Source organism: uncultured Pseudophaeobacter sp., assembly GCA_905479575.1.
In the GTDB taxonomy this organism is placed as follows: Bacteria; Pseudomonadota; Alphaproteobacteria; order Rhodobacterales; family Rhodobacteraceae; genus Pseudophaeobacter.
In genome coordinates this window covers 1-12,465 of sequence record CAJQNB010000092.1, presented here as the reverse complement: position 1 = coordinate 12,465, position 12,465 = coordinate 1, and the positions used below count along the sequence as shown (strand labels likewise).

Genomic DNA, 12,465 nt, shown 5'->3' with positions numbered 1-12,465 from the left:
GCAGGTTTTTTGGGTCAGGCCCCAGTCAACCTACATGCTCAGATAGAATTGAGGATTTCCCGGCGCTAGCCAAAGACATAAAAGGTCATCTTGTTGCCATCAGGGTCACGCACATAGGCCCCGTAAAACCGATCAGGAATACGCTGACCCGGCTCGCCGTCGCAGGTCGCGCCAAGAGAAATAGCCTTGTTATACAGCTCGGAAACCTCTTCTTTGCTTTGTGCAGCAAAGGCCACCATATTGCCGTTTCCGGGCTGCGGATCCTTTTTGTCATAGGGCACACAGACCGAAATCATCGGCTCTTTTGGCGTTGCCCCAATCATCGCGATGCGCCCGCCATCAATAATCACCTTTGCGCCGCGATCCGCAAAAAGATCGCAGTAAAAGGCCTTGGCTTTCTCCATATCCGAGACGCCAACAGTTACATATCCAATCATTAGATTTCCTTTGGTTTTTTTCCCAAAGCTAGCCTCAGCAAGGCGCAGGTCAAGCGACAAAAAAGTTACCCCCGTCCACACTCAGGTGAAAGGGGGGCTGTTGTTGCTGACAGCGGCGGTCAAACCTTAGCAAGGTTTGGCGAAGGATCACCCCGCCAGCCGGTCAGTGTCAAAGTCATCGATGTCAAAGCCTTCGTCGCCAAAACCCGTGCCACCAAAATCATCCGAGCCAAAGTCATCACCGTGGACCATGCCCTGCGTAGCTGGGGTTCCGCCCTGGCTTTGCGAGGTCGGCTTGAGCCCGGCGACCAGCTCCGCCAGTTCCGACGCAGCCCGCTGAAGACTTTTGCCCTGATCACTGGACTTCAGAACCATGCTGGCGTTTTGCTGGGTTACCCGGTCCAACTCGATCATACCGGCATTGATTTCCGAAATGGTCGAAGACTGTTCCCCAGAAGAGGCGGCAATCTGAGTGGTTAGAGTGGAGACCGCCTGAATTTTTTCAATGATTTCATCCAAGGAACGCCCCGCTTCATCTACCAATTCTACGCCAACCTTGACCTTTTCAGAGCTGGTTCGGATCAGTTCGCGAATTTCATTGGCGGAAGTCGCGGATTTCAGCGCCAAGGAGCGCACCTCGGAGGCAACCACCGCAAAACCGCGTCCAACTTCGCCAGCGCGGGCAGCCTCGACCCCGGCGTTCAGGGCCAATAGGCTGGTCTGGAAGGAAATGTCATCAATCACACTGTTGATCTCAGAGATCTTCTCGGAGGATTCATCAATCTCCTTCATCGCCTGCACTGTCCGCTGGACGATGTCGCCACTGCGCAAGGCAACTTTGCTGGTCTCAGAAATGGTGCCTTCGACCTCTTGCGTCTGCGTAGTGGCAGAGCGCACGTTCGAGGTGATGCTATCCAGCGCAGCTGCGGTCTGTTCCAGGGTTGCGGCCTGGTTTTCTGTCCGCTGCGACAGATCATCCGTCCCGGTGGCCATTTCGCCAATCTGCTGGTCCATCTGCGCGATGGTCACCAAAACGCGCCCAATCAGATCATCCAGGGTTTCAGCCGTCTGGTTAAAGTCCGACCGCAGGGCGGTGTATTCCGGGCTCATTTCTTTTTTGATCCGGTAAGACAGATCGCCTTTGGACAGTTGGTTCAACCCGTTTGCCAGCTCTCGCACGACCCCGGCCTGCTCTTCGGCAGCGGCTTTGGATTTTTCTTCCAGCTCGGCATTGGCCCGCATGGCATCGACAAATTCCACAACCGCAGCGGCCAGACGGCCTAGCTCATCACCCCGGCGTTTTTCTGGAACGGGGCTATGGGTATCGCCGCTCCGCAGGGCATCAATCCGGTCAACAATCCGGTCCAGCGGTCGAGTTACCGACGCCGCAGAAAAATACACGATCACACCAATCAGCAAACAAATGGCCAGGCCAATGATAGCCGATTGCAGATAAAGCGAAGAAACGGTGGCATGAATGGCGCCATTGCTAAAGCCCATGACCATCTGGCCCACATCTGTGCCATCAGACAGTGTCAAAGGAAACTTCACATAGACAACTTCATTCGCCTCGACTGATTTTTCAGCGGCTTCGTCCTGCAAAAGGGCGGCGACCTGCTCGGTCAGCTCTTCCCGCTGTTCTTCGCCGACAAAGATTTCAGAGAAAATCTCGCCATCGACAATGACCTGCACAAAGAGAGCGTTTTCCATATCGGCAATGCCCTGGATCGCGCCCCTGGCGGCATCACTGTTGAAATCCCAAACAGCCGCAGCCACTGGCGGAACGACAAACCGCTGGGCCAGTTTTACCTCTGCATCAAAGGCGGAAATCAAGGCTGTACTATGCTTTGAGGCCCAAAAGACCGTATAGGCAAAATTCGACAGAACAATGCATGCCAGAATGGGCAGAAGCAATTTCTTCTTTATGGACATGCCCAACATCCGTTTCAGGAATCCCATTTTTTCACGCTCCGTTTGCTTAAGTCTACTTGTCTTGTTTCGAGGAGTTTCAGTCCTGAAGGACTGTTATTGCGGGTCAACAGAACGGTTCTGAAAAGGTCGATAGGATCGTTTCCATGCCATTAGTAATCGTCCACGGGTTTTGCATTTGGCGGTGCCGCCATTTGGGAAATAGCCGGTGCAGGCTGCGCCCAAACGGCGGCGATCACTTAATAGGACATGTAGTTGCCTTCGAGGGCATCGCGATACTTGTCGGTCCATTTGACGTTGATTTCAGCAATGGTCCCAGCCGCATCCAATTCAGCAAAACAGCGATCAAAGTCCGCCGCCAGGGCCGGATCTCTAAAGCTCATCGCGTAGGGGCTAGGGTCAAAAATTGCGCGGAATTCAATCGACTGGCTGGCATCCACACCGGAAGATGCGCCCGCTTCTTGCAACTGGCGTGCAAATTCTGCAAACAGCATACCGTCACCAAGGATCCCGTCTACACGCTTACCATACAGCAGTTTGCTCTGGGTCTTCTGGTCTGCCATTTCCCGGTAGGATTTGAAGGCAGAGGTGCTGCCGCCAAGGCCCGGAATAATATTGCTGGCGCCTTCAAAGGCAACAATGTTCCAGCCATCCAGATCAGCGAGCGCCGCGGCCTCGTGGTTGGAAGAGCTCAGGTAAGACACACCATTTTGATAGGAGACATAGGCCTGCGTCTGTGTGCCTGCGGTTGGCATACCCACTGGGACAGTTGCCACTGCATCTCCAGAGCCTTTTTCAAAAGACTGCCAATGACGTGTGAAGGGCTGGACAGTGAAGACAACAGTATGGCCGCAGTGACCCAATACGGCCGAAATGATCTCCGCCTCGCGGCCCGATCCATCCTTTTGAATCATAGGTGGCAGATCACCCGCCATGACTTCGATTTCCGCAGCGGCGGCTGCACCAGAAAAGAAAGCCAATGAGGCAGACACAGCTGCCGAAATTCCGAACTTCATGTTTTACTCCTAAAAAACAGTCCCCCCGAAATTAGGCAGGGTATTCTTAACTCGGGATTACTTTTGGTCAAAACGCGCACAAAATTGCTCTTAAAATTGCGCGGTATCTGGCCCTGAGGGTCGGGAAGGAAGATGCAAAACCGCCATAAGGCCTGCCTCAGAGAGGCGGCCAGCACAGCCGCGGCAGCCTTCCAGACCGGGGCCAGCTATCGCCTCTATTGCTGCGAGGCCTGCAAGGCGATTTCAGTAATATAGCGGCTTGTGGCCTCTTTGGTCATTGCGCGGCTATAGAGATACCCCTGCCCATCATCGCATTCCAGCGCAGCCAGAAGGTCCACATCAGTTTGATCCTCAACCCCCTCAGCAATAACATTAAGTCCAAGATTGTGCCCCAATTGCACAATCGTGCTGACGATAGGGTTAGAGGCTGTCCGAGACAGATCCTTTACAAAGGACTGATCAATTTTCAGCCTGTTGAGGGGGAGATCTTTCAAATAGCTCAATGACGAATAGCCGGTGCCAAAATCATCAAGTGCAATGGAGACGCCAAGCTCCGACAGCTCTTGTAATGTTGCGGCGATTTTTTCCCTGGATGCAATCAATACGCCCTCGGTGACCTCAACCTCCAGCAGCTCTGGTGGCAGGCCGGTTTCATGCAAAACCCTGGAGACCAGACCGGTGACATCGGTTCGGGCAAATTGAACCGGCGAAATATTCACGGAAACAACAGGCGGCGCCTTTGGCATCAGCTCAGCCCATTGGGTGGCGTCTTCGCAGGCCCGGCGCAGCAAATGCTCGCCCAGCTCAACAATCAGACCCGTCTGTTCAGCGATTGAAATAAAGACATCCGGCCTCACAGCGCCAAGGACCTCATCGTCCCACCGCGCCAGCGCTTCAAAGCCGGTCAGACGCCCATCGCTCAGAACATGCTGGGACTGATAGTGGGGCTCAATTTCTCCATTGCGCACCGCCCGTTTCAGACGATCAATAACAGTGTTTCGCTCGGAAAGCCTGTTTTGTATCTCGGCGTTAAAATAGGTGATCCGGTCACGGCCGGCATTCTTGGCCTCATAGAGCGCCATATCCGACATGGACAGCAGCTCGAGCCCCTGGCGGGTATCTTCTGGAAATCTGGACACTCCAATGGAGGCCGAGACTTGAACGACAAAGTCCTCGACTTTTGCAAGTTGAGATACCCGCTCGCAAATGGACTGCGCAGTCCAGGAGATCTCGGCGGCGCTGATGGGCTCATCGCGGTTCATCATGACAAGAAACTCATCGCCGCCAAGCCGCGCGACCCAGGTATTCTCACTGGTGTTTTCCTGTAGGCGTTCCGCCACCTTCTTGAGCAGAAGATCCCCAATATGATGACCGTAACTGTCGTTGACCTGTTTGAACCCGTCCAGATCGACCAAAAGCGCCACCGCATAGTGATCGTCTGCCTGCAATTCAGAGAGTTTCTTTTGGATCGAGTTTCGGTTCAACAGCGCTGTCAGCCCATCAAAGGAGGCCAGGAACTGCACCTTTCGCTCCGCAACCACTGCTGCGGTCGCATCCGCAAAAATGCCGCGAAACCCCTGGAACGCGCCCCGTTCGAATTGCGGCCGACCCTTCATCAGGATCCAGCGCAGCTCACCATCCACCGGGCTCTGAATCGACAGGCGCACATCGTGAAATTCGGCTTTGTCAGCAAACGCCTGTTGTAGCTGTCTGATATCCTCCTCTGCAGCCTTGGTGCAGTTCGCAGCCAAAAGCTCAACCAGATCAATGCTGTCCGTCTGTCCCCCCTGTGACGCGCACATCTCCAACACCTGAGCCGGAGCGCTCAGAAGGTGGCCGTTTTTGTCCGTCTGCCAAAGCCATTCTGTGGCTTGTTCTTCATAGTCCTTGAGCAAAAGTTCGACGACCTCGCTTTTCTCGCTCAGTCTTTCGTGATTGTTGAACGCAACCCTGGCCGCCTTTGCTCCTTCTAGGGTGGCATTAAACAGGCTGACACCAGCCGCAATCATCAAAACAAAAATCAGAAAATCCGTCGAGGACCCGAGTGTCAGCCCACAGATGAGCGCCACCAGCGCGTTCCCAACGGTCTGAACAGCCAGATAGGTCATGCCGGCCCAGGGCGCGTGCGAAAACCCTGTCGTCCCCAGGGCCAAAGCCCCCGCCATGATCGCTGTAATGATGGCCTTCTGATCGCCGCTGGCAACTGGGTAGAACAAGGCCATGCCGGTGGTCCAGAACAACGAGTTAAAGAAGGTCTGAATAACAAACCCTCGCATGTCCTTTTCGGACCCCGTGGTCTGATAGTAAGTGGTCCAAGAGTAAAAAATCCACCACGAAAACAGGACAATAGCAACGGTCCACAGCACGACCAGGCCATCACGCCCCTGCCCCCAAGCGTTCATGGACAGGGCCGGCGCAAAAAGAGTATTGCCCAACAGCATAACCCGCATCTGTTCGATCGTGCCGCGTATCTGACCACGGCGCAGACGGTTCGCAACATCAATTGGCAGTCCACGCGTGCCGAGCTCGCCAAAGCTGAAACTGGAAAACACTCTAAAACACCTTGCTAATCGACTTAATGCTCAATTTAGATTTTACTCTATGCGCCCATCCCTTCGTGGGCAAATTTAGCGTAAACTGAACTTGTAAACATGCCCTTTATCAGAGTGTTCTTTCAAGTCGACCTTTGCGGATAACGATGGCCTACGGGCTTCTCCTGGACCGCTTGCGGCGCCGCAGTCAGGACCGCCGCCAGAAGCGCAGTCCTACAATCATCGTAGTTTCAGAATGCAGGATGGTCGCCAGCGGTGTGACGCGGAAAATACAACGGAACCTACCCCTGGCCACGCTGCACTCTCTTGCGTGTAAAAAGAGACAGTTTGCTCATTTACAGGCGGCTCACTCCACAGGGAGATCAGGCGCCTTTTCCAATTTCATCAGCGCGTCCCATTCATCAACCAAAACCAGCTTCAAAGTGTCCATTGGAATCGGTTTGTAAAGATTGCGTCCAACCGAAAGATTTCGCGCCCGCGCCATCAGCTTTGCCGCCAACATCGGGGCATCGGCGCCGCCGGTCATAAATCGAAACCGCAGCGGGCGGGAAACTTCAGACAACCCTTCGATGACTTCTATGCCATCTTTTTCCGGCATATTTATATCCACCAGGACCACCGCCGCCCCCTTGCCAGAGCGCAACAAGGCAAGCAGTTCATTGCCATTTGAACAGGTTTGGACGGTCCATCCCAGACGCCTGGCGACCGTCATAAGGTATTCTGCGAACTCAAAATTATCATCCGCGATATAGAGTTTTCGCTCAGGCATTTCCGAAAACCAACTCCACTTTTTTCTTTTTCATTGGCTCTGTTGACTCTCGGTGCGACAGCAAACCACACTTTCTTTGTGGTTTTCAAAGCCTTGGCTATTTCGCTCTCATACACACAGCATAGATGCACAAAGTTTAATATTAAACATATTTTTTTCCGCCCCCTCAACCGACCGCCACAAACAGCCGAACTGCCAAGGCATTGTCCTACTTGGCACTCCACAATCAAAGGGGAAAGAGACGGGAAAAAACTCAGCTGCCCTTTTTCTGTGAATTCACGCTTGCGGTTTTGCTAAAAACTGCGCTCTCTGGCCCAAGGTGAGTTATTTCGAATTTTAAAATGTGATACACTGACCAGCCGCCCTACCAGCGTCACCAGATACATTGACCTGATACGCACCGGTGTCCAGGCCGAGGTTCCGCCGAAGCCAATTGCTTACCTGTGACCAAATTGACCAGAAATGGCGAGACGAAAGCGGCTCCTGCGGCACGGCATCCGCGCAGCTCAACCGTTTATGCGCACGCCTACCAATGGATAAAAAATTCTCAATGGCGCAAGACCATTCAAGCCAGCGCCCCAAAAGCTTGGCAAAGACCGCCCAGAACCTAAGATACGGCCACAAAACAGCTGCTCCAGAACAGGGGGAAATAAACCGCAAATATCCAGCTGTGCGTAGCTGGTTCAAAACCGCTGAAGTGCTTGATTTAGTGGCGGGGAGACAGGGATTCGAACCCTGGGAACGCTCTCACGTTCAACGGTTTTCAAGACCGCCGCATTCGACCACTCTGCCACCTCCCCGGTCTTGGGGCGGTTTAAGGTGCTGCAAGACAACACGCAAGAGGAAATTATCCCTTCTGACGAAATGTCCTGGCCCACAATTGCCCTCAAAATCCCCCCTTACTGACAGATGAAACCCTGTTGCGCCCAGCAGGAAACGCGCGGGATAACGCCCATCACCCAGCTTTTGCAAACCACCCTCGGGCATAGGGTTTTCATGACTGCCGCTGCAGGCTATCATTCGCCAAATCAAAACGACGACCGGGAATCCGGCGAGACGCGCTTTGGCGCAAAGAGCACAGGCAAGGAAATGATCATGACACCACCCATGCCGAAATCGAGACCACGATTTGGCCTCGCCGTGATGGCAGTATCAGTGCTGGCGCTCTCGGCCTGCGAAGACGGCGCCAATCTGGGGTTTCTGAAACCCAAACCGGCAGAGACTGCCGTCACAGGTTCCAGTAGAACACAATTGGTTGAACGCGACGTCGAAGCGCCGGATGTGTTTCAGGTCAACGAAGCCGGGCTCTGGGATGGCCGTCCATCGTTGGGCGGCGTATGGGTGGCGCACCCAGATGCCAAAGACCCGGAACGAGTGATCATCCGCAACACATCCAATGGCAAATTTGTCATCGGCGCCCTGTTCCGCCGCGAACGTGAAATCCCCGGCCCACGATTGCAGATTTCTTCCGATGCGGCGGCGGCGCTTGGCATCCTGGCCGGCGCTCCCATTGAGTTAAATGTCACCGCGCTACGTCGTGAAGCCGAAGAGCTGCCGGATCCCACCTTGGCTGACGCGACCCTGCAGGACAGCCCCCTGGAAGAGACAGCAGCCGCAGCGCTTGGCGCGGATGAAATCGAAGCCACGCCGCTGGATCCAATCGCAGGCGCCGCTGCCGCGATCGAGGCGGCACCAGCCTCCAGTACACAGGACTCTAGCTCACAGGCCTCTAGCTCACAGGTCTCTAGTCCACGGGCCCCCGTCGCCCCGGCGCCGCGTGTCTCTTCACTGAGTAAGCCGTTCATTCAAATCGGCATTTTCAGCGTTGAAAGCAACGCAAAGAACACCGCAGCACAGATGCGCAACGCCGGTTTGATCCCCACTGTCCTGGCGCAAACCGGGAATGGGAAACCATTCTGGCGCGTTGTGGTCGGCCCAGCCCAATCCAAATCGGAACGCAGCCAGCTGCTGAAAAAGATCAAGGAAACCGGCTTTACTGATGCTTATGCCGTCACCAATTAACACCGTCACCCCCATCCCCAAGGAGGCCAAAGGCGTGAAATCAACAGGCGCGAAATCCATGGTCAGCCCCTTTGCCAAACTTACCTTGGCCGCCAGCTTTGGGCTTTGCCTGACGGCGCTGCCGCTTGCCGCTTTTGATACCAAAGCGCGGGCCGCCTATGTGGTGGATCAGGGCACCGATACGGTGCTTTTGTCCAAAAATGCCGAAGTGCCGCTGCCCCCGGCCTCCATGTCGAAACTGATGACGCTCTATGTCGCCTTCGAAGCGCTGCGCGATGGCCGTCTGTCTTTGGACGAACGTCTGCCTGTGAGTGCTCACGCCATGAGCTATGGCGGCTCTACCATGTTTCTGGACACCACCGACCGGGTGCGTGTCGACGACCTGCTGCGCGGCATTATCGTGCTCTCGGGCAACGATGCCTGTGCGGTCATCGCCGAAGCACTTAGCCCCGATGGCACAGAGGCCGGCTTTGCCCGTTACATGACAAAACGCGCCCATGAGCTGGGCATGAGCAATGCCAGCTTTGCCAATTCCAACGGCTGGCCCGCGATCGGCCACCGCATGTCGATGCAGGATCTTGGCGTACTTGCCGAACATCTGATCGAAGACTTTCCACAGTATTACCCGCTGTTTTCCGAAAAGAGTTTTGCCTTTGACGGCCGGGCGCCCTCCAATACCCGCAACCGCAATCCCCTGCTGGGGCTTGGCATTGGCGCCGATGGGCTTAAGACCGGACACACCTCGGAGGCAGGCTATGGTCTCGTGGGTTCCGCCGTGCAGGGGGATCGCCGTGTGATCTTTGTGGTGAGCGGATTGGACAGCACCAAGGCCCGCGCAGAGGAGGCCGAGGCCATTGTTAACTGGTCGTTTCGCCAATTTGCCAAAAAGAACATCGCCAAGGCCGGTGTCTCGGTCGCCAGCGCCGAGGTCTGGCGTGGAGCGGAACGATCGGTAGGCCTGGTGCCCGAAACCGATCTGGAAATCCTGCTGCCTGCTCTCGCGGGCTCTGAAATCCCGGCTGAGGTGGTCTATTCCGGCCCCATCAATGCCCCCATCAGCAAAGGCCAGCAACTGGCAGAGCTGGTGCTGCAGCCGGATGGGCTGCCGGAAATCCGCCTGCCCCTGGTGGCGGAACAGGATGTCGCCAATGCTGGTTTCTTTCAGCGGGTACAAAATGCAGCAAAGGTTCTGTCCCGACGCCTGATTGCTGGTCCCGAGGCTGCCCAGTGACCGAGCATAGAATGCAGGTGCCCGCCGGTCTGTTCCTGACCTTTGAAGGTATTGACGGTTCAGGCAAATCCAGCCAGTGCAAACGCCTGGCCGAGGCTCTGCGCAGGGCGGGCTACGATGTTGTTCTCACCCGCGAGCCGGGTGGCTCTGAGGGGGCTGAAGATATCCGCCGTCTGGTGCTGGAAGGCGATCCAGCAAAGTGGTCCGCCGAGACCGAGATCCTGTTGTTCACCGCTGCCCGGCGCGACCACATGGAGCGTACCATTCTGCCCGCTCTGGCTGCGGGCAAGGTGGTGATTTGCGACCGCTTTGCCGATAGCACCCGGATGTATCAGGGTATGTCACGGGGCGATTTGCGCGCCACTGTGGATCAGCTGCATAATCTTATGATTGGGCGTGAGCCGGACCTGACCCTGCTCATCGACATGGACCCCGCCACCGGCCTGTCCCGCGCCAAGGGGCGTCAGGGTACCGAAGAACGGTTCGAAGATTTTGGCCTCGGCCTGCAGGAGAAAATGCGCGCCGGCTTTTTGTCGCTGGCGGCAGAGTTCCCCGACCGTTTCAGGATAGTGGATGGCGCCCAGGATATCGACGCCGTTGCCGCTGATGTGTTGCGCCTCACCGAGGCCGCTTTGGCACCCCGTACCAAAGCGGCACCGCAATGAGCCGCGCGCCCAAGGCAAAAGCTGACGAAGACCTGCCGCGTGCCGATCAGGCTCCCGGCGCACCTCATCCGCGCGAGACCATAGAGCTCTTTGGGCAGGATCAGGCAGAGCAGGATTTTCTCACCGCCTTCAACTCCAACCGGCTGCATCACGGCTGGTTGCTCACCGGGCCGCAGGGCGTCGGCAAGGCAACCCTGGCCTGGCGCATCGCCCGGTTCCTGCTGGCCACACCACCCGCCGAGGAAGGCCTGTTTGGCGCGCCGCCGCCCGCAACATCCCTGTCGATTGACCCGGATCACCCGGTCGCACACCGCATTCAGGCCCTGGCCGAGCCGGGCCTCGCCGCCATCAGCCGCAGCTACAATGACAAGGGCAAGCTGCGCGATCAGATCGTGGTGGATGACATCCGCAAATTGAACCGCTTTTTTGGCCTGTCCTCCACCGATGGTGGTCGCCGGGTGGTGATTGTGGATGCCGCCGACGACATGAATACAAGTGCTGCCAATGCCTTGCTGAAAATGCTGGAAGAGCCCCCTGCCCGCACCACTTTGCTGTTGATCTCGCATCAGCCCTCGCGCCTGCTGCCGACGATCCGGTCGCGCTGCCGCACCCTGCGACTGGGGCCGCTTTTGCCGGAAGATATGCAATCCGCACTGGCGCAGGCGGGCGCTGATTTGCCTGAAAACACCGCCCATCTTACCGCCCTGTCGGCGGGCTCTGTTGGGGCTGCTCTGCGTTTGTTGAACCTGAGCGGGCTAAAAATCTACGCCGAGCTGGTGCAGATCCTCAACACCATGCCCCGGTTGGATCGCCAACGCGCCATCGCCCTGGCTGAAGCCTCGGCCCAGCGCGGCGCTGCCGAAAAGTTTGAGCTGCTGCTGAGCCTGATTGAGGTCGCCCTGTCGCGACTGGCCCGAACCGGCGCCACAGGGCAGCCGCCACAGCCCGAAGCCGCAGCAGGCGAGGCCGCAATGCTGACCCGACTGGCCGCCACGCCGCTGCAGGGACGTGCCTGGGCGGATCTCTCGGCTGAGGCCACAGCACGCGCGCGCCATGGGCAGGCGGTGAACCTTGACCCGGCTTCACTTGTCCTAGATACGGTTTTTAAGATGCAAGAGACCGCATCCCGGTGACCTATAGGCAGGCCACCCAGGATCCGGCCAGATACACGACGAGGCAGGCATGAGCACCACAGTTCCACAGATCACCGATAGCCATTGCCATCTGGATTTTCCCGATTTTGAAGGCGAGCTGGACGCGGTCATTGCCCGCGCGGCTCAGGCAGGCGTGACCCGCATGGTTACCATTTGCACCAAGCTCAAGAACGAGCCCGCCGTGCGCGCCATCGCCGAGGCCCATGCGCCGGTGTTTTACGCCGCAGGCACCCACCCGATGAGCGTCGCGGCAGAACCCATGGCCAGCTATGATGAACTGGTTGCCCTGGCGGATCATCCAAAATTTGTCGGCATTGGCGAAACCGGGCTGGATTACTACTATACCTCCGAAAGCGCCAAAGCACAGCAGGTGTCTTTGCGCACCCATATCGCAGCGGCGCGCGACACCGGTCTGCCGCTGATCATCCATGCGCGCAGCGCGGATCAGGACATGGCGCGTATTCTGGCCGAAGAATACCGCAACGGGGCCTACACCTGCGTCATGCATTGCTTCTCTTCCAGCGCGGAACTGGCAACGGCTGCACTTGATCTGGGCTTTTACCTGTCAATGTCCGGCATCACCGCCTTCCCCAAAAGCAGCGATCTGCGCGGCATCTTTGCCGCCGCCCCGATTGAACGTATTCTCGTCGAAACCGACGCGCCCTTCCTTGCCCCGCCGCCTAAGCGCGG

10 protein-coding genes and 1 tRNA gene are annotated in these 12,465 nt (G+C 56.7%); 5 read left to right on the top strand and 6 right to left on the bottom strand.

The genetic code is table 11. From position 1 onward, the window contains the following. Window positions 1-65: 65 nt before the first annotated feature. The 6 genes from QZ268_RS19705 to QZ268_RS19680 form a co-directional block, all read right to left on the bottom strand. Window positions 66-437 (bottom strand): VOC family protein, encoded by a 372-nt coding sequence (locus QZ268_RS19705; RefSeq protein WP_295455858.1) that lies wholly within the window; start codon window positions 435-437, stop codon window positions 66-68. A 147-nt stretch (window positions 438-584) separates the two neighbouring features. Further along, complete coding sequence (locus tag QZ268_RS19700; protein ID WP_295455856.1) at window positions 585-2,369, bottom strand: methyl-accepting chemotaxis protein; 1,785 nt, start codon at window positions 2,367-2,369, stop codon at window positions 585-587. Between the two features lie 236 nt (window positions 2,370-2,605). Continuing rightward, window positions 2,606-3,382: a transporter substrate-binding domain-containing protein gene (locus QZ268_RS19695; protein ID WP_295455854.1), complete on the bottom strand. Its 777-nt coding sequence runs from the start codon at window positions 3,380-3,382 to the stop codon at window positions 2,606-2,608. Window positions 3,383-3,597: 215 nt separating this feature from the next. Continuing rightward, on the bottom strand, window positions 3,598-5,934 hold the full coding sequence (locus QZ268_RS19690) for a bifunctional diguanylate cyclase/phosphodiesterase (RefSeq protein WP_295455852.1): 2,337 nt from the start codon (window positions 5,932-5,934) through the stop codon (window positions 3,598-3,600). A 346-nt stretch (window positions 5,935-6,280) separates the two neighbouring features. Continuing rightward, window positions 6,281-6,703, bottom strand: a complete 423-nt coding sequence (locus QZ268_RS19685) for a response regulator (protein WP_295455850.1) — start codon at window positions 6,701-6,703, stop codon at window positions 6,281-6,283. A 710-nt stretch (window positions 6,704-7,413) separates the two neighbouring features. Then, window positions 7,414-7,503, bottom strand: a tRNA-Ser gene (locus QZ268_RS19680). Window positions 7,504-7,798: 295 nt separating this feature from the next. On the opposite strand from QZ268_RS19680, the gene QZ268_RS19675 reads away from it, so the two are divergent. From QZ268_RS19675 to QZ268_RS19655, 5 genes are all read left to right on the top strand, one after another. Then, a complete protein-coding gene (locus QZ268_RS19675; RefSeq protein ID WP_295455895.1) occupies window positions 7,799-8,725 on the top strand; it encodes an SPOR domain-containing protein in 927 nt (308 codons plus the stop codon). Window positions 8,726-8,783: 58 nt separating this feature from the next. Further along, complete coding sequence (locus QZ268_RS19670; protein WP_295455893.1) at window positions 8,784-9,956, top strand: D-alanyl-D-alanine carboxypeptidase family protein; 1,173 nt, start codon at window positions 8,784-8,786, stop codon at window positions 9,954-9,956. Between the two features lie 11 nt (window positions 9,957-9,967). Then, window positions 9,968-10,621, top strand: coding sequence for a dTMP kinase (gene tmk / locus QZ268_RS19665; protein WP_295455891.1), 654 nt, complete (start codon window positions 9,968-9,970; stop codon window positions 10,619-10,621). Further along, window positions 10,618-11,754: a DNA polymerase III subunit delta' gene (locus QZ268_RS19660; RefSeq protein ID WP_295455848.1), complete on the top strand. Its 1,137-nt coding sequence runs from the start codon at window positions 10,618-10,620 to the stop codon at window positions 11,752-11,754. Before tmk ends, QZ268_RS19660 begins: the two co-directional genes overlap by 4 nt. A gap of 49 nt (window positions 11,755-11,803) precedes the next feature. Beyond that, window positions 11,804-12,465, top strand: a 662-nt coding sequence (locus tag QZ268_RS19655; RefSeq protein ID WP_295455846.1) for a TatD family hydrolase, incomplete at its 3' end; no start/stop codon positions are given.

Excerpts from the sequence above, each read along its gene's own strand:
- QZ268_RS19675 (WP_295455895.1), top strand. The coding sequence starts at position 7,799 with ATGACACCACCCATGCCGAAATCGAGACCACGATTTGGCCTCGCCGTG.
- QZ268_RS19685 (WP_295455850.1), bottom strand. The coding sequence starts at position 6,703 with ATGCCTGAGCGAAAACTCTATATCGCGGATGATAATTTTGAGTTCGCA.
- tmk (WP_295455891.1), top strand. The coding sequence starts at position 9,968 with ATGCAGGTGCCCGCCGGTCTGTTCCTGACCTTTGAAGGTATTGACGGT.
- QZ268_RS19670 (WP_295455893.1), top strand. The coding sequence starts at position 8,784 with ATGGTCAGCCCCTTTGCCAAACTTACCTTGGCCGCCAGCTTTGGGCTT.
- QZ268_RS19695 (WP_295455854.1), bottom strand. The coding sequence starts at position 3,382 with ATGAAGTTCGGAATTTCGGCAGCTGTGTCTGCCTCATTGGCTTTCTTT.
- QZ268_RS19660 (WP_295455848.1), top strand. The coding sequence starts at position 10,618 with ATGAGCCGCGCGCCCAAGGCAAAAGCTGACGAAGACCTGCCGCGTGCC.
- QZ268_RS19700 (WP_295455856.1), bottom strand. The coding sequence starts at position 2,369 with ATGTCCATAAAGAAGAAATTGCTTCTGCCCATTCTGGCATGCATTGTT.
- QZ268_RS19705 (WP_295455858.1), bottom strand. The coding sequence starts at position 437 with ATGATTGGATATGTAACTGTTGGCGTCTCGGATATGGAGAAAGCCAAG.